Annotated in this window: 20 protein-coding genes; 7 read left to right on the top strand and 13 right to left on the bottom strand. The window is 35.7% G+C overall.

What is annotated here, in order from left to right:
- Window positions 1-87: 87 nt before the first annotated feature.
- The 6 genes from lysS to D5J18_RS08310 all read right to left on the bottom strand — a co-directional run bounded on the left by lysS (window position 88) and on the right by D5J18_RS08310 (window position 6289).
- A complete protein-coding gene (gene lysS, locus D5J18_RS08335) occupies window positions 88-1776 on the bottom strand; it encodes a lysine--tRNA ligase (RefSeq protein ID WP_119058537.1) in 1689 nt (562 codons plus the stop codon).
- A gap of 58 nt (window positions 1777-1834) precedes the next feature.
- Window positions 1835-2824, bottom strand: coding sequence for an AMP-binding protein (locus D5J18_RS08330; protein ID WP_119058536.1), 990 nt, complete (start codon window positions 2822-2824; stop codon window positions 1835-1837).
- Window positions 2818-3828, bottom strand: a complete 1011-nt coding sequence (locus tag D5J18_RS08325; protein ID WP_119058535.1) for an o-succinylbenzoate synthase — start codon at window positions 3826-3828, stop codon at window positions 2818-2820. The genes D5J18_RS08330 and D5J18_RS08325 overlap by 7 nt, the downstream gene beginning before the upstream one ends.
- Window positions 3829-3841: 13 nt before the next feature.
- The gene (locus tag D5J18_RS08320) at window positions 3842-4798 is read right to left on the bottom strand and encodes an NAD(P)-dependent oxidoreductase (RefSeq protein ID WP_119058534.1); all 957 of its coding nucleotides are present in this window, start codon (window positions 4796-4798) and stop codon (window positions 3842-3844) included.
- 1 nt (window position 4799) lies between these two features.
- On the bottom strand, window positions 4800-5873 hold the full coding sequence (serC, locus tag D5J18_RS08315; RefSeq protein ID WP_119058533.1) for a 3-phosphoserine/phosphohydroxythreonine transaminase: 1074 nt from the start codon (window positions 5871-5873) through the stop codon (window positions 4800-4802).
- A 68-nt stretch (window positions 5874-5941) separates the two neighbouring features.
- A complete protein-coding gene (locus D5J18_RS08310) occupies window positions 5942-6289 on the bottom strand; it encodes a 4Fe-4S dicluster domain-containing protein (RefSeq protein ID WP_119058532.1) in 348 nt (115 codons plus the stop codon).
- 41 nt (window positions 6290-6330) lie between these two features.
- Between D5J18_RS08310 and D5J18_RS08305 the strand changes: the two genes are divergently transcribed.
- Entirely contained in the window at window positions 6331-7362 is a 1032-nt protein-coding gene (locus D5J18_RS08305; RefSeq protein ID WP_119058531.1) for an acyl-CoA reductase, read from the top strand.
- 234 nt (window positions 7363-7596) lie between these two features.
- On the opposite strand, the gene D5J18_RS08300 is transcribed toward D5J18_RS08305, so the two are convergent.
- The gene (locus D5J18_RS08300; protein ID WP_119058530.1) at window positions 7597-8289 is read right to left on the bottom strand and encodes a DUF4294 domain-containing protein; all 693 of its coding nucleotides are present in this window, start codon (window positions 8287-8289) and stop codon (window positions 7597-7599) included.
- 44 nt (window positions 8290-8333) lie between these two features.
- Between D5J18_RS08300 and D5J18_RS08295 the strand changes: the two genes are divergently transcribed.
- The gene (locus tag D5J18_RS08295; protein WP_119058529.1) at window positions 8334-9425 is read left to right on the top strand and encodes a M28 family peptidase; all 1092 of its coding nucleotides are present in this window, start codon (window positions 8334-8336) and stop codon (window positions 9423-9425) included.
- An 88-nt stretch (window positions 9426-9513) separates the two neighbouring features.
- On the opposite strand, the gene D5J18_RS08290 is transcribed toward D5J18_RS08295, so the two are convergent.
- Window positions 9514-9906, bottom strand: coding sequence for a hypothetical protein (locus tag D5J18_RS08290; RefSeq protein ID WP_133298029.1), 393 nt, complete (start codon window positions 9904-9906; stop codon window positions 9514-9516).
- Window positions 9907-10258: 352 nt separating this feature from the next.
- Here D5J18_RS08290 and D5J18_RS08285 point away from each other — a divergent pair, with 352 nt between their 5' ends.
- From D5J18_RS08285 to D5J18_RS08265, 5 genes are all read left to right on the top strand, one after another.
- Complete coding sequence (locus tag D5J18_RS08285; RefSeq protein ID WP_165844994.1) at window positions 10259-12760, top strand: FtsK/SpoIIIE family DNA translocase; 2502 nt, start codon at window positions 10259-10261, stop codon at window positions 12758-12760.
- A 12-nt stretch (window positions 12761-12772) separates the two neighbouring features.
- Window positions 12773-13405 carry an outer membrane lipoprotein periplasmic chaperone LolA1 gene (gene lolA1, locus D5J18_RS08280; RefSeq protein ID WP_119058527.1) on the top strand — a complete coding sequence of 211 codons (633 nt, stop codon included), beginning with the start codon at window positions 12773-12775 and terminating at the stop codon, window positions 13403-13405.
- Window positions 13406-13408: 3 nt separating this feature from the next.
- Window positions 13409-14869: an LptF/LptG family permease gene (locus D5J18_RS08275; protein ID WP_119058526.1), complete on the top strand. Its 1461-nt coding sequence runs from the start codon at window positions 13409-13411 to the stop codon at window positions 14867-14869.
- Window positions 14835-15998 carry a 3,4-dihydroxy-2-butanone-4-phosphate synthase gene (ribB, locus tag D5J18_RS08270; protein ID WP_119058525.1) on the top strand — a complete coding sequence of 388 codons (1164 nt, stop codon included), beginning with the start codon at window positions 14835-14837 and terminating at the stop codon, window positions 15996-15998. The genes D5J18_RS08275 and ribB overlap by 35 nt, the downstream gene beginning before the upstream one ends.
- Before the next feature lie 142 nt (window positions 15999-16140).
- Complete coding sequence (locus tag D5J18_RS08265) at window positions 16141-17817, top strand: formate--tetrahydrofolate ligase (protein WP_119058524.1); 1677 nt, start codon at window positions 16141-16143, stop codon at window positions 17815-17817.
- 292 nt (window positions 17818-18109) lie between these two features.
- On the opposite strand, the gene D5J18_RS08260 is transcribed toward D5J18_RS08265, so the two are convergent.
- From D5J18_RS08260 to D5J18_RS08240, 5 genes are all read right to left on the bottom strand, one after another.
- Entirely contained in the window at window positions 18110-18535 is a 426-nt protein-coding gene (locus D5J18_RS08260) for a hypothetical protein (protein ID WP_119058523.1), read from the bottom strand.
- A 148-nt stretch (window positions 18536-18683) separates the two neighbouring features.
- Entirely contained in the window at window positions 18684-19910 is a 1227-nt protein-coding gene (locus D5J18_RS08255) for an MFS transporter (protein ID WP_119058597.1), read from the bottom strand.
- 5 nt (window positions 19911-19915) lie between these two features.
- Window positions 19916-21019, bottom strand: a complete 1104-nt coding sequence (locus tag D5J18_RS08250) for a cyclically-permuted mutarotase family protein (protein ID WP_165844993.1) — start codon at window positions 21017-21019, stop codon at window positions 19916-19918.
- A gap of 62 nt (window positions 21020-21081) precedes the next feature.
- Window positions 21082-22263, bottom strand: a complete 1182-nt coding sequence (locus D5J18_RS08245; RefSeq protein WP_119058521.1) for an AGE family epimerase/isomerase — start codon at window positions 22261-22263, stop codon at window positions 21082-21084.
- A gap of 3 nt (window positions 22264-22266) precedes the next feature.
- A complete protein-coding gene (locus tag D5J18_RS08240; protein WP_119058520.1) occupies window positions 22267-23184 on the bottom strand; it encodes a dihydrodipicolinate synthase family protein in 918 nt (305 codons plus the stop codon).
- Between the last annotated feature and the right edge of the window lie 7 nt (window positions 23185-23191).

Below are 23191 nucleotides of genomic sequence, written 5' to 3'. Positions count from 1 at the left end.
TGCCCGTGTGAGTGATTTATCTTTAAATTTTAAAAGTCAAAACTTCTTTAGTATTTAAAGCAAAAATTTATTAAGCCTTAAAAAATTTTACGCTTTTTGAATGATTAATCCTTCATCTGTTTTCTCGATGTTGATGAGTTCCTTTTTGCGCAATGATTTTGTGATTTTATCCCATTTTTTGTTAGATAAACCACTCTTTTCTTTAATTTCTTCTAAATCGTAAGCTTCTGAAGTCGTCAATAAAGCCAATAGTTCTTTTTCATCTTCCGTCAATTCTACTTTTTTCTTCTCAGGCTTCATTTGAGGGAAAAATAAAACTTCTTGTATGGATTGTTGGTCGGTTAAAAACATAATCAGACGGTCCATCCCGATGCCCAGACCAGCCGTCGGCGGCATGCCATACTCCAAGGCTCGTAAAAAATCTTGGTCGATGAACATAGCTTCGTCATCACCCTTTTCGCTCAATTTCAATTGCTCTTCAAATCGCTCGCGTTGATCTATCGGGTCATTCAACTCAGAATAAGCATTAGCGATTTCTTTCCCACAAACCATTAATTCAAATCGTTCTGTGACGCCTTCTTCACTACGGTGCATCTTGGTCAGCGGGCTCATTTCTTTAGGATAATCAATAATAAAAGTAGGCTGAACATATTGATTTTCACATTTTTCACCGAAAATTTCATCAATCAACTTTCCTTTCCCCATTGTTTCATCTACTGCCAAATCCATATTTTTAGCAGCCTTTCGCAATTCCTCCTCTGTTTTATCTTTAATATCAAATCCCGTGTGTTCTAAAATTGCATCACGCATAGTGATGCGCGGATAAGGCGCTTTGAAATCAATTTCTTGCCCGTTAAATATTGCTTTCGTCGTTCCGTTAACCTCTCGTGCGCAGTGCTCTAGCAATTGCTCTGTAAACTCCATCATCCAATGATAATCTTTGTACGCCACATAAATTTCCATCGCTGTAAACTCTGGGTTGTGCGTACGGTCCATTCCCTCATTTCTAAAGTTTTTAGAAAATTCATACACACCATCAAACCCACCTACAATCAAACGCTTGAGGTACAACTCATTAGCAATTCTCATATACAGAGGAATATTCAGTGCATTATGTTGCGTGATAAAAGGTCGCGCCGCAGCCCCGCCAGGAATCGGTTGCAAAATCGGTGTTTCAACCTCAAAATAACCTCTGTCATTAAAGAAATTACGCATCGCTGTAAACAGCTTACTCCTTTTATAGAAAATTTCTTTTACGTGCGGGTTGACAGCCAAATCCGCATAACGCTGGCGGTAACGCATCTCAGCATCCGTAAAGCCATCATGTATATTCCCATCGCTATCAGTCTTAGGCAAAGGCAGAGGTTTCAGCGACTTACTCAGTAGTGTAAAATCTTTTACCATCACCGTTTTTTCGCCAACTTGGGTTGTAAAGAGTTGCCCTTCTATACCTATGAAATCGCCAATATCCAGTAGTCTTTTATAAAGTTCATTGTATTTATTTTTATCCTCTCCTGGGCAAATTTCATCACGGTTAAAATAAATTTGAATTCGCCCTGCAGCATCTTGCAATTCAGCAAAAGAAGCTTTGCCTTGAATACGCCTTGCCATCAATCGCCCAGCTAAGCTAACTTTCTTTCCTTCTTCAAAGTTTTCTTCAATACTTTGAGTCGTATCTTTCACCTCATAAGCCTCTGCTGGGTAAGGGTTGATACCCAAGGCTTTAATTTCGTTTAATTTATCTCTACGGATTTGTTCTTGTTCAGATAATGCCATAATTTCATTTGAATTCACAAATTTAGCAGATTTACTGATTTTTGAAAAATGATTTTTTTTAAGGCTTTAAAAATTCTTTAATTTTTTTCCGTTGAATTTTCCCAGAATGTGTTCGTGGGAACTTTTCTAAAAAAATAACTTCTTTTGGAACTTCGAATTTAGATAAATTTAATTCACTGAATTTAATTAAATTAACCTCTTGATTTTGCTCCACAACCAAAACAATTTTCTCACCCCAATCTTCATCTGATATAGAAGAAATCACAAATTCTCCTCTGATGTAAGGTTTTAAAATATTTTCTACTTTTTCAGGATTAATTTTCACACCTCCTGAATTGATCACATCATCTAATCGCCCAAAAAAATCAAACCCATCATTCGTAATTTCAACTAAATCATTTGTTTCCAACCAATTATCGCTATAAGGCGTCTTGATATGCAAATTTCCTTTTTCACCTGTTTTAATTTCCATTTGAGGTAAAACTTTAAAGCTCCTATCCTGCCCTATTTTTCGCATAGCAATGTGCGTGATTGTTTCCGTCATTCCGTATGTTTCGTAGCAATCTGTCGAGATTTTTTCTAATTTTTTTCTCAAATCAAATTTTACTGCCGCTCCGCCGATGATGAGTTTTTTTATTTTCCCGAGTTCAGAATAAGAAGCCTCGCATTGTGCAGGTGTCATCGCTGCAAAATCATAATTATCAGGTATTTGAAGTTTAATTTTAGGTGGAATACAATACAGTTTTAATTTCAGTTCAATAGCACGAACCACCATCATTTTGCCTGCAATATAGCTCATCGGCAAACAAAGCAAAGCAGAATTATTTTTTTTAAGGCTTAAAAAATTTCCTGTTATTTTTGCTGAAAGTTGCATATTTTTTTTACTCAAAACTAAATCTTTAGGTTCCCCCGTGGATCCCGAAGTTTGCACCAAAATTTTATCATGACAAAGATAATATTCAATGAAATCTAACACTGATTGTTCAAACTCATTTGTTGCCTGATTTTCATAAATTTTAAAAGGCTTAGAAAAATCTATGATTAACATTTTTTATACAATTTTTCGCCGCGAATTTCCAAATCACTTTCAATATTATTGGTAAACAAGCCGCCCGTACCCAAGCCCTGTGGTATTGCCGTATCGAGGCTTGCTGTAAATTGGGCAATGGCATTCAGCCCGATGTTACTCTCTAATGCTGATGTAATCCACCAGCCAATATTATTTTTTTTAGCTAAATCAATCCATTCCAAGCTTCCTTGGAATCCACCAACTAAGGCTGGCTTTAGGATAATGAATTGTGGTTTAATTTCTTGTAATAAACTTTGCTTTTCGGTTTTTCCCGTTATTCCAATTAATTCTTCATCAAGAGCAACAGCACATTCACCCATTGCACAAAGCTTTTTCATTTCGGTTTTGAATCCTTGCCTAATGGGTTGCTCGATAGAATGAATTTCTAAAGCCTTTAAATATTTTAAAACTTCCTTTGCTTCTTCTAAATTGAATGCTCCGTTGGCATCTACGCGCAATTCTAATTTTTCTGCTGAGAATTTATTGCGCAGCGACTGGAGAATTTGTTTTTCTTTCTCCCAATGGACTCCGATTTTCAGTTTGATGCAGTGGAATCTCTGTTTTAATTTCTCCTCAATTTGGCGTTGCATTTCCTCTGGCGAACTCATCCAAATCAGGCCATTGATTGGGATCCCTTTTTCTCCTTTTACAAATTCAGAATTAAATAAAATGTTTTTTTGATTTTTTTGTTGTATCAGAATTTGCTCTGCTGCAAATTGAATTGATGGGAATCTTCTCCATTCTTCCCATTCAAAAGATTGATTTTCTATCTGTTGACAAGCTTGTCTCAAATAATTTTCGTAGCCAAAGACATCGTCAAAACTTAAATTCTCAAACAGATTGGCTTCTCCTACAAAAGTTTGCTCTTCTTGCTGTAAATATATAAAATAGGTTTTTTTTGTGAATAAAACACCTCGTGACGTCCCTGCTGGCTTTCTAAAAATCAATGTGTAAGATTCAAACCAGCATTTTAAATTTTTCATTTTTCTAATTTTACTAGCCAAAAATATCAATGATTTGCTGTGCTAAATCTGCCCCGATGCGCTGCTGAGCATCAATGGTAGAGCCGCCAATATGAGGCGAGAGCGAGAGCTTGGGGTGCATCAACAAACTAATTTCTGGCTGAGGTTCGTTCTCAAAAACGTCAAACGCTGCTCCACGTAATTTCCCTTCTTCGATGGCTTCTATTACTGCTTTTTCATCCACTGTTCCACCACGTGATGTGTTGATGAGAATGGCGTTTTGCTTCATTTTTGTGAGGGCGAATTCATCAATGATGTATTTATCTGCTTTGGGCGTGTGAATACTGAGCACATCGGCTTTTTGTAAAACTTCGTCTAGACTAAAGATCGGAATCTTAATTTTAATTTTTTGTTGATCAGCGAATTGAATTTCTAATGTTTCGTCTGCTTTTTCCTCATCGCTATCAACTCCTATGATTTTCATCCCCATACCGTAAGCTAATTTTGACACTTCTTTACCAATCACTCCCATACCTATAATACCGATGGTTTTATTTCTCAATTCAAAGCCATTGGCGTATAATCGCTTGAGTTGAGAGAATTCAGCGTCGCCTTCCAGTGGCATATTTCGATTGGAATCGTGCAAATTCCGAGAAAGTGTAAGCATATGTGCTATGACCAGTTCTGCTACAGAAATTGCTGAAGAATTAGGCGTATGAATCACATGAATCCCCATTTGCTCGGCAAAATCTACATCTATATTATCTAAACCAACCCCACCTCGGCCAATCAATTTGAGCGATGGAACAGCATCTATGAGCTCCATCGGAACTTGCGTGGCACTACGCACCAGCAAAATTTCGATATGATTTTTATTCATAAATTCCGCCAATTGATTTTGTGGAATTTTTTGTGTAAATAATTTAAAACCAGAATCTAAAAGCAGTCTACCTCCCGCTTCTGAAATTCCGTCATTGACTAGTATGTTCATTTTATTGATTTATTTTTTTTTCTAATTCTTGCATCGCATTCACCAAAGCCTGAACGCTTTCTATAGGCAATGCGTTGTATAAACTAGCTCTATAGCCGCCTACGGTGCGATGCCCTTTAATGTTTTCTATACCATTGGCTTGACAAATTTCATCAAATTCAGCTTGATGGATTTCATTTTCTAAAACAAAAGTAACATTCACTTTAGAGCGATTTTCCTTAGCCGCAGTACCTCTAAAGCAAGAATTCCTATCAATTTCATTATAAAGCAATTGACTTTTTTCTTTTGATTTTTGCTTCATTGCTAAAACCCCACCTTGATTTTTGAGCCATTTTAAATTTAGATAAGCGGTATAAATAGCAAAAACTGGAGGCGTGTTAAAGGTATTTTCTTCCTCCACATGCATATTGTAATCTAAATAAGAAGGTATATTCCGCCCATGTTTATTTAGAGCCTCTTTATTCACAATGGCAATGGCAGAACCCGCTGCTCCAATGTTTTTTTGCGCTCCAGCATAAATAAGGTTGAATCTAGAAAAATCAATCTCTCGCGTGAGAATATCTGAAGACATATCGGCTATTAATGGAATTTCACATGACGGAAACTCTTGATACTGAGTACCATAAATTGTATTATTTGAAGTAAAATGTAAATAATCAAATTTTCCTAAAGGCTTAAAAAATTCAGGCAAATAAGTATAATTCTTATCTACAGAAGTGGCAATAACTTCTGCTAAATTTAGTTTTTCTGCTTCCTCAAAAGCTTTTTTTGCCCAACGTCCTGTGTCTAAATAAGCCGTCTTTGACTCAGCTCGAGAAAAATTCATCGCCGCCATGCTAAACTGCAAACTGGCTCCACCTTGCAAAAATAAAACCGAATGCGAATCGGGTATTTGCAGAAGTTCTTTCAATAAATTTCTAGCGCCTTGCAAAATTTCTTGAAAAGCTACACTGCGGTGTGAAATTTCTAAAATAGATAAGCCCGAATCATTAAAATTTAAAATGCCCCGTGAAGCTTCATCATAAACCGATGAAGGTAAAATGCAAGGGCCTGAGCAAAAATTATGTTTCTTCATTAATCTAAAAAAAAAGGAAAGCTGTTTTAAATAGATTAAAACAGCTTTTTATATTCATTATCTTTGAATTAATGATGAAGCATTGCTTTTTTCTCGAGCAATCTATCCTCACTTTCCTCATGGTCTTCATCTGGTACACAGCAATCTACGGGGCACACTGCGGCACATTGTGGCTCGTCGTGGAAACCTTTGCATTCAGTACATTTATCTGGCACGATGAAATAATAATCATCACTGATGGGCGCTTGTGGCGCATCTGCATCAGCAGAGTGGCCGTTTAATCCCACAAAAAATCCTTGCGCATCTGTACCATCAGAAAAACGCCAATCCATAGCGCCTTCGTAAATTGCATTGTTGGGGCATTCGGGTTCGCAAGCACCGCAATTGATGCATTCGTCTGTTATTTTGATTGCCATAGCTATTTATTTTAAATTTGTGCAAAATAAATACAATTTTCATGCAATTAGAAGAGCGAATCAAAATTTTTTCTTTTTTAGGTCAAAATTTAGAATCATTCAGGACTGATTTAAAACAAAATCAAGAGGACTTTTTTTTGAAAGATCTAAAAAATAATATGTGCTTAGCTGAGCAAATAAATCCTTGGTTTACAATTGATAATCAAATGTATAGCTTTGATTATTGGAGTAAAACTTTAACGGAAGAAAATTTAAAAAAATGGTTAAAAAAGCTCCCGAAAAACACTCAGCCTAAAAAAATCGGAATTATTTGCGCTGGGAATATCCCAATGGTAGGATTTCATGACATCTTGAGCGTTATCTTGTCGGGGAATTTTGCATCAATCAAACTTTCTTCTAAAGATAATGTCTTGATTCCTTATTTTTTGGACGAATTGTCTAAAATTTTTAAAGGCTTAAAGAATTTCTATGAATTTTCACCTAAAATTCAAGAAGTTGATGCCGTCATCGCTACGGGAAGCAACAATACGGCACGGTATTTTGAATCTTACTTTAAAAATATTCCACACATTATCCGTAGAAATCGCACGTCTGTCGCCGTTTTTTCGGGCAAAGAAACTGATGTAGATTTGGTAAACTTTGCTGATGATGTTTTTCGCTATTTTGGGTTAGGTTGCAGAAATGTGACTCAGATTTTTATTCCTGAAAGCTTTGATTTAAATCGAATTTTTAAAGCTTTTTTCTCGTGGAAAGAAATCATCAATCATCACAAATATGCCAATAATTATGATTATAACAAGGCGGTGTATTTGATGAATCAATATGAAATCATAGAAAATGGTTTTTTGCTGCTAAAAGAAAGCGATGAGCTAAAAAGTCCACTGGCAGTTTTATTCTACAAACGCTATAAAGATATGGATGAAGTTAGGAACTTTATTGCCCAACACAATGAGCAACTGCAATGTGTGGTGGGGAATGCAACAAATCAAATTCCGTTTGGCCAAGCTCAAAAACCAAGGTTAGATGATTATGCTGATGGCATTGATACCTTAACTTGGTTGAATTCTTTATGATTTTTTTTTAAGGCTTGAGAAATTTTTTGTACGAAAAAGTTGCTCAATTAAGATTTTGTGAATTTAATGAATCTAATTGGTAAATAACGAATTAAATTTACTGAAAGTTTTATTGAAATCCATAAATTATTTTTAATAATAAAAATTTCTTAAGCCTAAAATTTATTATCTCTTTATTTTACACCTAATTTTATACCTAATCGCTACTTTCGACTCTCAGAAAAATTCTCAAAACTACTCCTCTCTGCCCAGTGCTTTCATAATGGGGTTTACTCTTTTATCAAGCCTAAATTCCTTCTCGATGGGGCGATATTTACCACTAGCCAAACCTTTTTGTATAATTACTGCAATGTATAAATCCTCACGATTTTTCTCTGGTTCAAATTTCCTTTTCAAGTCAATATCAAAAGCACCCCCAGCCGTATTCCAAAGAAAAGCGCTAATCCCACCACGCAGCTCTTTGATGATATCATAGGTTGTTTTTCCCGTTTCACGATGCATTAACCGAGCTAAAATCTGCCCACGAGAGGTCGAAAGTTTTTTCAACTGTTCTTCGTAGCGTTCAGCCAATTGATTATAGCGTTCTTTGATGAATTTTTTCTTCGCTCTTCTATTTTGAATCAATTCTGCCGAATCTCGTACAAAATAATATTCCCTCACCGCTTTTTCTAAAAACGGGTAAACATCATCTACCCGTTGCTCTAGCCAAATGTAGTATTTTTTTTCAATTTCTTTCTCAAAGGTGACGGTGTAGGCGTTGAGCTCATCAAGCTGAATGGTTTGATTTAAATTCCAGTCGCGTGTCTCAATTTCTGAATCACGAACTTGCTTTTGGAAATCAAAATCATCTTCTTGCGCAAAAAGAAATACTTTTGCTGCTAAAAAAAATTTAAGGCTTAAAAAATATTTTAAAATTTTTAGTTTCATTAATAGGTTTTAAATTTTATAACTTTACACAAAAGTAATATTACATGATTAAAGACAAATTCTTTACCAAATCTAATCTAAATTTTTTAGAAAAATACATTAACACCTCCTCTCCTACTGGTTATGAAATTGAGGGTCAACTGGTTTGGATGAATTACATCAGAAGCTTTGTAGATGAAATCAGAACCGATAATTACGGTACAGCTTACGGTATCATCAATCCTGAGGCGGATTTTCGGGTGATCATCGAAGCGCATTCTGATGAAATTTCTTGGTATGTTAACTACATTACCGAAAATGGATTGTTGCACGTCGTAAGAAATGGTGGCTCAGACCAAATGATTGCCCCATCTAAACGGGTGCAAATTTCAACCAAAAAGGGACTGGTAGAGGGGGTTTTTGGCTGGCCAGCAATTCATACACGAGATAAAGAAAAAGATGCGGCTCCCAAAGTCGAAGATCTTTGGGTAGATGTAGGTGCTGAAAATCCAAAAGAAGTGGAAGAAATGGGGATTCACGTGGGGTGCATCATTACCTATCCTGATGAATTTAAAATCATGAACGGTAAATACTTCTGTGGGCGAGCGCTAGACAACCGCATGGGCGGCTTTATGATCGCTGAAGTGGCGCGTCTACTTAAAGAAAATAAAAATAAATTAGATTTTGGTCTCTATATTACCAATTCTGTACAAGAAGAGGTCGGGCTCAATGGCGCTAAGATGATTGCCGAAACTATAAAACCAAACATCGCTATAGTAACGGATGTAACTCATGATACCACAACGCCTTGCATGAATAAGAAAAAAGATGGCGATTTAAAATGTGGCAATGGCCCCGTGATAGCCTATGCTCCAGCAGTGCATCACACCATTCGTGATTTGGTAGAACAAACCGCTATTGATAAAAAAATAGATTTTCAACGTTCCGCTCTAAGCCGCTTTACGGGTACGGATACCGATGCTTTTGCCTTTAGTAATGGGGGCGTACCTTCAGCACTCATCAGCCTGCCGCTTCGCTACATGCATACGACGGTAGAAATGGTGCATCACCAAGATGTGAAAAACTGTATTCTACTGATGTATGAAAGTCTATTGAAGATTAAAGACAAACATCACTTGAGTTATTATAAAGCTTGATATATAACGGGTAGAGAGTAAATGCGAAGCAATTAAAAATAAGCTCCTTTAGAATTTAAAAAGGCTTTAAATTTCAATTTCTTATTGATCAATATCTGCTAATAGCAAAGACAATTTCCCTGTTTTTAGGTTCAGGTTTTTTAGAAATAGTAATCAGATTATACCTCCCTTTCTTTAGGTTGATAATTTGATTACTTTTTATTTTTTCGATGACTTTTTTGGTTTTATCATTCACGATCACGAGCACAATCCCCTCTATCGGCTGATTAAAATCTATGAAAAATTCTCCTGATTGCTGAACATTAAAATCAAAAATTTCTGTTTTATTTTTATCAACCCTCGCCTTAAATTGAACCATATTTATAGTATCATCTTCTTCAAATTCATTAGCAAATGAACTCATCGTATTACTTTCGCTGTAACCAGTTGGTTGACAACTAAATAATAAGAAAACACTAAAAATAACCACAAAAATTCTCACAACTTTTATTCCTATGCATTTTATTCCTATGCAATGAATTGAACTCTAATTTTGTGCCAAACCTTTGGTTTAACTAGTTTTTAAGAGTAAATAAGTAATTTATAAGTTGTTTTTAAGAAATTCATTTTCAATTTCATCATTATTTAGAAGCTGAAAGTTTGGAAACTTTTATACTTTAATCATGATTTAGCTTTTCTCATTTTTCAAGGAGCTGAGGTCGGCGACATGACTAAATTAGCCGAGAAAATCAATCAAAATTCCTGGCGGATGTGAAAGATTTTAACCAATATAGCTAGATAATTTTCATCTAGATTTTCAAATTTCTATTTTTGCATAACACGCAAAAGTATCCATGAAGAAAAATACAGAAAAAAAGAAGTCTTTGCACCAAAAATATGGCGTAGTGCAAATGGTGGCTGGTGTCTTGAGTTTATTTTTAGGCTTTGTTTTTTTGCTTTCCTTTAGTTCCTACCTTTTTAATTGGGAAGAAGACCAAAGTCAACTCGGTGCATGGGATGACCCTAATATAGAAGTTCAAAACATTTTCGGAAAACTGGGTGCCTGGTTGGGCGAAACTTTCATTCATCAAAGTCTCGGTATCACTGCGGTATTTTGGGCTTTTTGGCTATTACTTCTAGGCACAATTTTCATTTTTAATCTAAAGAAGGTTAAATTTTTAAAAATCACGCTCAATTTTTTGTTTTTCTCCATTTGGGTACCAGTTTTCTTAAGTTTCATTTTGCCCGATTCTCCCATCTGGGGAGGGCGCATGGGTTTTGAAATCAAATCTTATTTGATGAATTTGATTGACCTTCTCGGCATTGTTTTGGTGTTGCTTTTCACGCTTGTATTATTTGTCGTATTTGAATGGAAAATCACCCCCGAAACGCTTAAAAAAGTGAAAAAACCTATTTTTGAGAATGAAATTGAGGAAAACAATCATGAGAAAATTTCTGAAGGCTTAGAAAATAATTCAAATCAAGAATTTTCTCAAGGCTTAGAAAATTTAGAAGAAAATTCTGACGCTGCAAAAGAGAGCTCTGTGCAAAAAATTCTAAGCTTAAACAAAAGAAAAAATATTAATACTGAGGAGGACGATGCTTCTATTTCCCCTTACCTAAAAGAAAATGAGGAGGATAACAATGATTTGAAGCTTAAGATGTCTACTGCGCATCCTGTGGAACCTGACGCTTCGGCAAATTTGGATGAGCTCGGCGTTGGGACTCCGCAAATCAATGAAATCATTATAGAACCTGATGATGAAGATGATGTTGCGATGACGGTAGAAACGATAGAGGAAGATGAGGTGGAGATAGAAAATCTAAGTCAAAAATTGGTGCAGCAATTTGGTGAGTTTGATCCTCGGCTAGAGCTTTCTAAATATCAGTTCCCAAAAATTGATTTGCTTTACGATTATAATAAAGGTAGGAATTTAAATATCGACCAAAGTGAATTAGAGGTCAATAAAAATAAAATTGTCGAAACACTCAAAAATTATAAAATCAATATCGATAGCATCAAAGCAACCGTTGGCCCTACCGTTACACTCTATGAAATTGTACCCGAGGCTGGTGTAAGAATTTCTAAAATTAAAAATCTAGAAGATGATATCGCTTTAAGTCTGAGTGCTTTGGGCATACGAATCATTGCCCCAATACCGGGGCGTGGAACCATCGGGATAGAGGTGCCAAACAATAACCCTACGATGGTGAGTATGCGTTCGGTGATTGCTTCTAAGAAATTTCAAAGTTCAGAGATGGAATTGCCCATTGCTTTTGGCAAAAATATTTCAAATGAAACCTTTGTGGCTGATTTGGCAAAAATGCCGCATCTACTGATGGCGGGCGCCACTGGGCAGGGGAAATCTGTGGGGATTAATGCCATTATCACTTCATTGTTGTACAAAAAACATCCAGCTGAATTAAAGTTTGTAATGGTTGACCCCAAAAAAGTTGAATTAGCTCTTTATAATAAAATTGAAAGACATTTCTTAGCTAAATTACCTGGGGTAGAAGATGCTATAATTACTGATAATCAAAAAGTTATTAGCACTTTAAATTCTTTGTGTATTGAGATGGATGACCGCTATGATTTGTTGAAAGATGCCTCTGTAAGAAACATCAAAGAGTACAACGAAAAATTTAAGGCTCGGAAATTAAATCCCGAGAATGGACATCGTTTCATGCCTTATATCGTTTTGGTGGTAGATGAATTTGCAGATTTAATCATGACGGCAGGTAAAGAGGTAGAAGGCCCGATTGCTCGTTTGGCTCAGTTAGCTAGGGCGGTGGGAATCCATTTGATTATCGCTACCCAACGCCCGTCTGTGAACGTAATCACAGGTATTATCAAAGCCAATTTCCCTGCAAGAGTAGCCTACCGCGTAACTAGTAAAGTGGATTCAAGAACAATTCTTGACAGTGGTGGTGCCGATCAACTCATCGGGAAAGGAGATATGCTCTACACCAAAGGTAACGACTTGATTCGCCTACAATGTGCCTTTGTAGATACTCCAGAGGTAGAAAGTTTAGCTGACTATATTGGCTCACAAAAAGGCTACCCCGATGCTTTTTTACTGCCTGAGTACGAAGGTGAAGAAGGTGGTTCTATTTTAGACATCGACCCCAATGAGAGAGATTCTCTTTTTGATGATGCAGCGCGTATTGTAGTTGCAACACAACAAGGTTCTGCTTCAATGCTACAAAGGAAATTAAAAATTGGCTATAATCGTGCTGGGAGAATCATCGACCAATTGGAGGCAAATAATATTGTGGGGCCTTTTGAAGGGAGTAAAGCTAGAGAAGTATTGATAACTGATGAAAATACTTTGGAACAGTTATTGAAAAATCAATAAAAATTTTTTAAAATGAAAATATATAGTTTAATCATATGGGCTTTACTGAGCTCTTTTACTTTTGCTCAAAATGCCGAAGCGATTTTGAACAAAGTAAGCGCTAATTATAAAGCTAAAAATTCCTACTATATTAAATTTAAAAGCGAGCTAGAAAATTCTAAAACCAATACGAAAGATCAATATAGTGGTGAAGTTTACGTAAAAAAAGAAAAATACAACTTGAGTGTTCCTGCAATGAATATTCAGCAAATTTATACTGGGAAAAAACTTTACACTGTGAACCAAGAAATACAAGAAGTGACCGTAACTCATCCAGAAAAAAATAGTGATGAATTGTTTACGCCCACTCGCGTTTTAGATATTTATAAAAAAGGTTACACCCTCTCAGTTGAAGGAAAAGAATATTTCCAAAATAAAGATGTAACAAAAATTAAATTAACTCCTACAAAATCAGGAAATGTGAAGTATATTATTATTGGGGTAAATGAGAAAAATAATAATTTAGTGTATTTGCAAGAAGTAGATTTAAATGACACCAAAATAACCATAAGCGTTGAAAAACAACTATCTAACATCATAGTTCCCTATACATTATTAAATTTTGATAAAAAATTTTATAAAAACTATTACATTTCCGAAATTTGATGCATGCTTAAGAAGCTCGATTGGTATACGATAAAAACTTATTTCGGTCCGTTTCTATTTATTTTCAGCGTATTGTTTTTCATTTTCATGGTACAATATGCATGGCAAGAAATGGATCGATTTCTAGGAAAGGGTTTTGGAATGTTGAATATTCTAAAGCTTTTATTTTATTTAGGTCTTTCAAAAGTTCAGCTAGTGATGCCGTTAACCGTTTTGCTCGCTGCCATCATGACTTTTGGTGGATTTGGAGAGAATTATGAATTAGCAGCCATGAAGTCGACTGGGATTTCTCTTGGGCGAATCATGTTGCCACTTTTTGCTTTCATTTTCTCGCTTTCGATTGGTTTATATTTCTTCTCAGACCGCTTAGTCCCTTTTGCTGAAAGGAAGGCAAAGAATATGCTATTTAATATTCTTCAGACTAAACCCGCTGTCAACTTTGCGCCAGGAGTTTTCATTACAGGTGTCCCTGGATTTACGATGAAAATCACAGACCGATATGGTGAGAATGAAAAATTCATAGAAGGTGTTTTTATTCACAAGGAGAGTTCGCCTTATGAAAATCAACAAACCATCATTGCCAAAAAAGGTATTTTTGAACCTGCTGAAGACAATCGCTTTCTAAAACTAGCTTTGTTTGATGGCTATTTTTATGAAGACAACATTCAAGGTTTAAACAATATTGAGCTAAAAAGACAACCCTTACAGAGCATTCAATTTGATACCTTAATTCAGCATTTTGACATTTCTGAATTGGTAGAATCAGCCATAGAAAAAGAAAATGTAACAGACCATTATAATTTCCTGAACACAGTTCAGCTTATGGATCGCATTGATACTTTAGAAATTGAAAATCAAGATTTCTATGATAGGAGTTTAAATGAAAATCTATCTACCATCGTGCAGCAATCTTATATGATGGATACCACGACATTGAATCAAAACTACAAACTATACCCTGTTGAAAAGTTAAACCAAGAAGAAAAAGACCGCCTCGCCTACGGCATCAAGTCTGATTTAGAACGAGACAAAATCCTTTATCAAACCACACATGAGGAAGTCCAAAGCCGTGCCAAATTCTTCTCTCGTCACGTACTCGTTTTAGTTCGTAATTTTTCTAATTCGTTGATGTGTGTTGCATTTTTTTTAATCGGAGCACCGCTAGGAGCTATCATTAGAAAAGGAGGCGTAGGAATGCCTGTTGTTGTAGCAATCATCATTTTCATCGCTTTTTATTTAATCTATATGTACAGCGAAAATTTAGCTAAAAACGCTCAGTTAGACCCTTATGTAGCCGCATGGTTACCTTTAATGATTTTCATGCCGTTGGGTTTATTTTTCACTTATAAAGCTATGACCGATTCAGACTTATTTGATTTAAACTCATATTTTCAACCTTTTGAAAAAATAGCAAAAAAACTAAAAATTAATGCTGGAAAAAAAGAACACACAAGATACCAATAATATTGAAAATAAAATTCAATTTAACACCATAGAAGAAGCTCTAAACGACTTCAAGCAAGGAAAAATCATCATTGTAGTTGATGATGAAAACCGAGAAAACGAAGGTGATTTTGTAACTTCAGCAGAGCTCATCACCGCAGAGAAAATCAATTTTATGGCAAAATACGGGCGTGGTCTGCATTGCGCTCCTCTCACAGAAGAACGCTGCGAGCAGCTAAATCTACACCCTATGGTGGGGAATAATACCGACCCTAAAGAAACAGCTTTTACCGTTTCTGTCGATTTATTGGGGCATGGCGTTACAACGGGAATTTCAGCCTCAGACCGAGCAAAGACAGTTCAAGCTCTGATGAATAAAGACACACTACCACACCACCTAAGTCGCCCAGGACATATTTTCCCGCTCAGAGCAAAAAACGGCGGAGTTTTGCGACGCCCTGGGCACACCGAAGCAGCTATCGATTTATCCATACTAAGTGGGCTAAAACCTGGTGGTGTAATCGTAGAAATTATGAACGAAGACGGAACCATGGCAAGAGTTCCTCAGCTAATTGAAATTGCTAAGAAATTTGATTTAAAAATCATCAGCATTGAAGACCTTATTTCATATCGCCTGCAAAACGACTCTCTCATCAAGCGAATCAATGAAGTTAATTTTCAGAGTATTTATGGCGAGTATAAACTTATTGCTTATCAGCAAACTACCAACGAACAAATTCACTTTGCAATGACTAAAGCTAATTGGAGCATTGATGAAGTCGTTCCCGTCCGTGTGAAAAGCACCAACACTTACTTCGATTTATTCTCGGCGCTTCATCTTGGCGAAAAACCTTTGCTGAAAAAAATTACAGATATTATTAATCAAAACGGAAAAGGAGCAATTATTTTTATCAATAACGTAGCAGATTCCGATTTAATTTTAGGAAAATTCAAGCATTATCAAGATTATTTAGAAGGTACTAATAGCCAAGCCTTGATGAAAACTGACCAAAAAGACTACGGAATTGGTGCACAAATCATCAAAGATTTAGGAATCAAAAAAATTGCTTTAATTACCCAAAATCCTAGGCAAAAAAAAGCCATCGGTGGCTATGGGCTCGAGATTGAAGAGTATATTTATTTAACATAATTTTTTAAGCCTTAAAAAATTTTAAAAACTTAATTTTCTAAATGAAATTTATCATAGGATAAAAAAAATATTATCGTATGATAATTAAAGTGAAGTTATTCTCTCTATCATTTTTTTTGTATATTGAATCAAAATTTTATTTATGAGTTTCCCTTCTGATATTGAAATTGCTCAAAGCGCAAAAATACAACACATCTCAAAAATTGCAGAAAAACTAAATATTCCTCTAGAAGAATTAGAATTTTACGGCAAATACAAAGCTAAACTCCCTTTGAAGTTAATTCAAAAAAAACAATGGGAGAGGAATAAATTAATTTTGGTCACCGCCATTACACCAACGCCAGCAGGTGAAGGCAAAACCACGACTAGCATTGGTTTGGTAGACGGATTAAACAAAATTGGAAAAAAAGCTACCGTCGTGATACGTGAACCCTCACTAGGTCCTGTTTTTGGAATCAAAGGTGGAGCTGCCGGTGGTGGGTATGCACAAGTGATTCCTATGGAAGATATTAATTTGCATTTCACAGGTGATTTTAACGCTATAGAAAAAGCTAATAATTTACTTTCTGCAGCGATTGACAATAATTTACAGTCTAAAAAAAGAAATTTGAATATCGACCCCAAAACAATTACATGGAAGCGTGTGATTGATATGAATGATCGCTCTTTGCGCCAAATTATTCTGAGCATAGGTGATGGTAATGGAGTTGTGCGCCAAGATGGATTCAACATTACGCCTGCCTCGGAAATCATGGCTATTCTTTGCTTGGCCGAAAACTTTGAAGATTTAAAAAATCGATTGGCTAAAATTTATATTGCTGATACCTTTGACGGGAAACCTGTCTTTGCCCGAGATTTAAATGTGGTTGGTGCGATGGCAATTTTGCTGAAAGATGCCATTAAACCCAATTTGGTACAAACTTTAGAAGGAAATCCTGCGATTATTCATGGTGGCCCGTTTGCGAGTATCGCACAAGGAACCAATACAGTCTTGGCTACCAAAATGGGTATGAGCCTGAGCGAATATGTGGTAACAGAAGCTGGATTTGGTGCAGACTTGGGTGCAGAAAAATTTATCAACATCAAGTGTAAAGCTTCTGCCCTACAGCCTGATGCAACTGTAATTGTAGCCACAGTCCGTGCTTTACGCCACCATGGCGGAGCCTCTAAAGATGATTTACAAACTCCTGATTTAGAAAAAGTAAAAAAAGGATACCCTAATTTAGAAAAACATATCCAAATCATTCAATCTTTTGGCTTAAATCCTGTGGTGGCGATTAATCATTTCCCAGGTGATGATGATGCTGAACTTGAATTCATTCAATCCCAATGCAAAAAATTAGGCGTAGACGCCGTTTTGGCAGAAGGCTTTTCTAAAGGAGGTAACGGCATGACTAATTTAGCTGAAAGTGTTATTCAATCCATTGAAAATCAAAAGAAAGAAAATTTTAAATTTCTCTATAATAATGATGATTCAATCGAAGAGAAAATTGATTCTATTGCCTCAAAAATCTACGGTGCTTCTGAGGTCAATTTCACGCTCAAAGCAAAAAAACAAATGCGTGAGCTTAAAAAATTAGGCTTTGATGATATGGCGATTTGTATGGTTAAGACACCAAAATCTCTAAGCGATGATGATAAAAAATTAGGTTGCCCCACAAATTTCAGTATTACGGTAAGAGAGTTTGAGGTCGCCGCTGGGGCTGGTTTTATCATCCCAATGCTAGGTGATGCCATGCGCATGCCAGGTTTACCATCTACGCCTGCTGCCGAAAATATGGATATTGATAATGATGGAAATATTACTGGTTTAGCTTAATTTTTTTTAAGGCTTAAAAAATTTATCTTGATTTTTTTAAAACCTTGAAGAATTTTATAAAAGTAGTCGTCTCAAAAATAAAAATTTGAGGTGGCTATTTTTTTTAAGGCTTAATTTTTTTTTATGAATAGTTCCGAGATATTCTTTAAAATAAAATATTTTCATTTCCTTGTGCAAAAGGAAAATCATACAATTTAAAACACCAATCTTTCATAAAATGGAATATAAAATTTAAAGATAAAAAAAACCTCCAAAATTTTTTTTGGAGGTTTTAAAATATAAATTCAATTTATTATTTTACTGCATCTTTTACAGATTCTGCTTGATCTTTTACATGATCTAACTGAGCTTCAGCTTGGTCTAGAGTAGTTTCTAAAGCATCATCAGCTGTACTAGCAGCTCCGTTCACTGATTGAATAGCTTCTCCCGCTCTCGCTTCGATTTCTTTGATTTTAGTTTGTAGCTCATTGATTTTAGCTTGAGCTTCATCAATTAAAACTTGCTCACCCTTTGCTTGAGCTTCATCCAATTGCTTTTGAGCTTCTAATAATTCTCTTTGAGCAGCTTTAACTTCTTCATTTAAATCTTCTTGAGCTTCTGCTACGTTTTCACCATCAACTACTTCTACGTTAGTTTCAACTACTGCTTTTTCTTTTTTCTCACAAGATGTAGCAGAAAACGCAATAACTGCAAGAATTGGTAATAATAATTTTTTCATTTTTCTAAGTTTAAGATTCTCTGCAAATATATAAAATATTTTAAACTGTATTAAAAATTTTTTTTAACCTTAAAAATAACTTATATTTAAGGTCTTTTTTATTTCAGGCAAGTTTTTCAACTTTTGATAATTTTTAACTTTTAAAAAATTATGGCATATCTCTGTACTTTGGTTTCATAAAGAATAATTGTATGAGCAAAACTACGCCTACAGCTACAGCTAAATAAGCAAAACCTAACCCTAAACTATCATTCTCTTTCCAATGCCCTAGAATCTGCGTTATCATAGCACCAGCAATGATTCCAGCTAAATTTAAAATCCCGTAGGCCGTAGAGCGGTATTTTTTTGAAACGATTTGCACAACAATAGGCATATTATTGGCATCAAACATTCCATAGCCAATACCAAATAAGACTCCTGCACCAACAATTGCGACTAAATTTGTTCCTAATCCTAATAAAATTAATGCTGGAATCAATAAGCCTAAACCTATCACACCTACATAGATGCGACCTCTGATGTTTCTGTGAATCCACCAGTCTGATAAAATACCACCAATGATGACGCCAACAAAAGACGAAACTGCAATTGTAATGGTAGCAATGGGGCCAGCTTCTGCCATAGATAGGTTTAAATTATCAGCATAAAGAGTTGGCAACCAGTTTTTTGTGGCCCAACCAGGCAAACTAGGAATGGCAAAATATAGCAATAAAATGAAAAAACTAAAATTAGCAAACGGTTTCAATAAATTGCCAAAACGAAATTCTGTACCTTTTACTACCTCTGTTGTCTCTACATTTCGATTTTTAATTTCATACAAAAAGAAAATTAAGAGAATTGCATAGGCTATACCTACCAAACCAAAATAATGAAAAGTCGTCTGCCAACTCGTTGCTTCGGCCACTGTTGCACCAAACCCACCGATGGCTTGCCCTGTATAAAGTCCTGTCATGTGAATCCCAATGGCTAATGAACGTGTCCTATCTGAATGGTAATCAGCAATCAAAGCCAATGCGGCTGGAATATAAAGTGCCTCACTCACCCCCATCACGGCTCTTAGCAAATAAAGTAAATTAAAATCACTGACTATTCCCATGAGATAAGTGACTCCTGACCAAACAAATAAACTGCATACAATCAACCACTTACGATTAAATCTATCTGCTACCATGCCTGCCACAGGACTCATAAAAGCATAAATCCATAGAAAAATTGCCATGAGCCGACCAAAATTGGTGGCAGATTGTAGCTCAACTATGTCTACTTGCATTGCCTCCTTCATCGTGCTCAGCATTTGGCGGTCCATATAATTTAGCAAAGCAACGCCCCACAAAAGCGCAACGACCAACCACGGATAGTATTTTTTTTCTCTCAAGATTTTCATTGATTTAATTTTATATGAAGAATAGATGGCGTTCTAACGCCTGGTTTGATTTCACCCATTATTACAAAAATTGAATTTCCAAAAGAAACCATACTTGCTCCCGCACGTCTCAATCGGTCATCTTTTAAGTAAAAATCAGCTATTTCCCCTTTCTTAAATTTAATTAGATATGGATTGAATTGATACCAAGATGCTTCTTGAGATAAATAAATTTTACCTTGCTTTTGATTTTCTTCAATTTTTGGTGATTTCGGTTCTTTTTTTAATAATAAATTGGTTTCATGAATTCTTTTTAAAGCCTTAAAAAATATTTCTGCATTGACGCCTCCCGAAACGTAAGCTGTCTCAGCATCAGTATTTACTGCAAAGCCTCCACCGACTGATAGTTTTTCGCTATCTACCATAATCGGCTGTGGATTCTCCCATGATTGATTTTCAAGATTGAATGTTAAATAATCTGTATTTAAACTTGGTGGTAATTCTTCGGATCCTAAAGCAAATCCGCCTGCTAAATAAATATTTTTTTCATCAGAAAAAGCTACAGCTTGCGTTCTCGGGTTGCCAAGAAAATCTGGCAAAATTTCCCAACCAGCCTGAATTTTATTTAAATTTAACCGAAGGAAAGAATGAGAAGCTTTCCCGTTCTTATTTCCTCCCAGTACGTATAAGAACTCTTGGGCGATTACAGCTGTAAAATTATTCAAAGTTTCGGGCAAATCTGGCCAATTTTCTATTTTAATTTTTTGATTTTCTAAACTTAAAACAAAAACTTTTTTACTTTGTATTCGTTCATTTTCTCCGCCTAAAATAATTACAGAACGCCCAAATTGTAAGCCATAGCCATAAGCTAATTCTTCTGGTAGCTCTCCAATTTTTTCCCAATTTAGTTTTTTTGATTCAGCAAAATCTTTTGCTATAAAAATAGATTTGTAAAACTCTTTTTTCCCACCTTCTGAGGGCGGTAAATCTGGGAAATTACAGCCACCTGCCATCATTAAATAAGTATCATTAAAAATCCCAGAAAAATGCCCCGAGACACCTTTTTGATAATTAGAATCAGGAAAATTTGATTGAATTTCCTTTATGTTTTGTGCACTCATAATTTGAAAAATTAAAACGGCTAAGAATAAACTATATTTTTTTTTAAGGCTTAAAAAAAAATTCATGATTTTAAAATTAAGTCACAAAGTTCAACGCCTTTGATCATCATCCTCGGAATATGGAAAGGGCCTTTAAACAAATTCCCTTTTGCAGGCTGAGATACACTACCGTCTCGGTGCAAATAGCCAAACCACTCTGGGTGATTTCTATCAGGAAAATGTTGATAAGTCCAATCACTGATTTGCTGGTGTTTTTCTAAATACTCGTCTTTACCCGTGGCTAAATATAAGTACAGATAAGCGATAATTGCTTCTGTTTGCGGCCACCAAAATTTCATATCGTGAGCATAATCTTGCGCTGGGTAGTTTTTGCAATCTACAAAGTTTAGAATTCCGCCAAAGTCTTTATCCCAACCCCAATCAAACGACCAGTTAATGATTTTTTCAGCATTTTCTATGTAATCTTTATCGCCATTTCTAAATTTAGCTTCTTCTAGTATAAACCAGCCTGTCTCTATTGCATGCCCAGGGTTTATCAAACGCCCCATCATTGTGTCGATAAAAGAGCCGTCCTCTCCTACTGTTTCTAAAACAGCTTTGAACTCTGGCTTCATAAAATCTGTTGTAATTTCTTGATATGATTTTTGGATTTGTTCATCTAAATCTTTGTGTGAATAAGCTTTACGAATTTGTGCCGCCAAGTTGAGCATTATCATCGTGATGGAATGTCCTTTAGCTTTCAAATTTTCTGTAAATTTTGATTCTAATTCTCCTGGAGTTTCTAGCCAATATTGCATTTTTTTGAATAAATCAAAGGCTTTTTGAGCATAAGTGTTCTCACCACTTGCCAAAGCATATTCACTCATGGCAATTGCAGCAAAACTCTCAGAAAAAATATAACGCCTTTTGCGCAGCGGCTTCCCATCTGCTGTGATTTCAAAAAACATTCGCCCATCTGCATCAAAACAAAAATTTTCAATAAAATCAATGCAAGATTTTGATGCTGTTAAATACTCTTCTTTGGCTTCAATTTGATTATAAGCTAAGGCTAAAATGTAAGCGAATCGCCCTTGAAACCAAACTGATTTAGTCGTATCATAAATTACTCCTTCGCGGTCGAGGCAAGTATACACACCGCCGTTTTCCCTATCTATACCGTGATTTAGCCAAAATGGTAAAATGTTCTCTGTTAAATCTTTACGGTATTTTTCTCTCCAATTTTTTAGATATTCTGTCTTGTTCATTCTTTACAATTCATTGCAATGATTAAAGAAATCAATTTCTTCTAAATCTTTTTTAAGTTGAGACTCTTCCGCATCTGTTAAATTTTTGAAAGGAATCCTATTTTTACCCAAATCTAAGCCCATCAGCTTCATAATTCTTTTTCCTCCTACGATGTTTCCACCATATTTTACAATCACATTAATGACTGCTTGGTTGTAATTTTGGGCAGCTCTTGCTTGATTCAGATCCTTGTTTTCCCAGTAATTTAAAACTTCTATCAAACCTTTGCCTGTATAATTTGCAGTACCGCTGATTCCACCCTTCACATCACTCAACGCTAAGCCTGCCAGCAAAGTTTCATCTTGCCCGTGCAGCATTTGGAATTTCCCGTTTTCGTAGAGCGAACATTGATTAAATTCATATAAATTCTCATAAGTATACTTGATTCCAGCAAAATTGGGAATTTCTCCGTTTACTTTTTTCAGAAAATCCAACATTGGCAAATATGCTCCATTGAAAACTGGAATATGATAGTAATAGAAAGGAATCTCTGGCGCAGCATCGGCAATGGCTTTGCAGTAGTCAAAAAGCTCTTGAATTCTACCAATTTTAGGAAACGGCGGTGCCATGGCTCCTGTACCAAATGCTTTGATTTCCTGCGCATGCTTTGCCAACTCTACAGCATCCTTTAGCGTTGTGCTACCGACGTGTACGATGACTTTAAAATCTTCATCAGCAAACTTCATCCATTCTTCTGCCAATTTTTTACGTTCGTCTACGTTTAGCATATAGCCTTCACCTGAAGATCCGTTAATGAAAACACCTTTCAAGCCATTCTTTTTCAGCATTTTAGCATAATCTGAAATGGGTGATAAATTAATCTCTAAATCTTTACCAAAAGCGGTAAAAGGAGCGACAATTAATCCTTTTATTTTTTCCATAACTTAA

It is taken from the genome of Candidatus Ornithobacterium hominis, from assembly GCF_900538215.1.
Lineage (GTDB): Bacteria > Bacteroidota > Bacteroidia > Flavobacteriales > Weeksellaceae > Ornithobacterium > Ornithobacterium hominis.
The sequence above is the reverse complement of the archived record's forward strand: the minus strand, read 5'-3'. Positions and strand labels throughout refer to the sequence as shown.

What these genes read in the sequence shown, in the direction of transcription:
- D5J18_RS08300 (WP_119058530.1), bottom strand. Translation starts at nt 8,289, where the DNA reads ATGAAACTAAAAATTTTAAAATATTTTTTAAGCCTTAAATTTTTTTTA.
- ribB (WP_119058525.1), top strand. Translation starts at nt 14,835, where the DNA reads ATGCTGGAAAAAAAGAACACACAAGATACCAATAATATTGAAAATAAA.
- D5J18_RS08310 (WP_119058532.1), bottom strand. Translation starts at nt 6,289, where the DNA reads ATGGCAATCAAAATAACAGACGAATGCATCAATTGCGGTGCTTGCGAA.
- D5J18_RS08260 (WP_119058523.1), bottom strand. Translation starts at nt 18,535, where the DNA reads ATGAAAAAATTATTATTACCAATTCTTGCAGTTATTGCGTTTTCTGCT.
- D5J18_RS08245 (WP_119058521.1), bottom strand. Translation starts at nt 22,263, where the DNA reads ATGAACAAGACAGAATATCTAAAAAATTGGAGAGAAAAATACCGTAAA.
- D5J18_RS08325 (WP_119058535.1), bottom strand. Translation starts at nt 3,828, where the DNA reads ATGAAAAATTTAAAATGCTGGTTTGAATCTTACACATTGATTTTTAGA.
- D5J18_RS08275 (WP_119058526.1), top strand. Translation starts at nt 13,409, where the DNA reads ATGCTTAAGAAGCTCGATTGGTATACGATAAAAACTTATTTCGGTCCG.
- D5J18_RS08320 (WP_119058534.1), bottom strand. Translation starts at nt 4,798, where the DNA reads ATGAACATACTAGTCAATGACGGAATTTCAGAAGCGGGAGGTAGACTG.
- D5J18_RS08305 (WP_119058531.1), top strand. Translation starts at nt 6,331, where the DNA reads ATGCAATTAGAAGAGCGAATCAAAATTTTTTCTTTTTTAGGTCAAAAT.
- D5J18_RS08285 (WP_165844994.1), top strand. Translation starts at nt 10,259, where the DNA reads ATGAAGAAAAATACAGAAAAAAAGAAGTCTTTGCACCAAAAATATGGC.
- lolA1 (WP_119058527.1), top strand. Translation starts at nt 12,773, where the DNA reads ATGAAAATATATAGTTTAATCATATGGGCTTTACTGAGCTCTTTTACT.
- D5J18_RS08265 (WP_119058524.1), top strand. Translation starts at nt 16,141, where the DNA reads ATGAGTTTCCCTTCTGATATTGAAATTGCTCAAAGCGCAAAAATACAA.
- D5J18_RS08250 (WP_165844993.1), bottom strand. Translation starts at nt 21,019, where the DNA reads ATGAGTGCACAAAACATAAAGGAAATTCAATCAAATTTTCCTGATTCT.
- lysS (WP_119058537.1), bottom strand. Translation starts at nt 1,776, where the DNA reads ATGGCATTATCTGAACAAGAACAAATCCGTAGAGATAAATTAAACGAA.
- serC (WP_119058533.1), bottom strand. Translation starts at nt 5,873, where the DNA reads ATGAAGAAACATAATTTTTGCTCAGGCCCTTGCATTTTACCTTCATCG.
- D5J18_RS08240 (WP_119058520.1), bottom strand. Translation starts at nt 23,184, where the DNA reads ATGGAAAAAATAAAAGGATTAATTGTCGCTCCTTTTACCGCTTTTGGT.
- D5J18_RS08330 (WP_119058536.1), bottom strand. Translation starts at nt 2,824, where the DNA reads ATGTTAATCATAGATTTTTCTAAGCCTTTTAAAATTTATGAAAATCAG.
- D5J18_RS08295 (WP_119058529.1), top strand. Translation starts at nt 8,334, where the DNA reads ATGATTAAAGACAAATTCTTTACCAAATCTAATCTAAATTTTTTAGAA.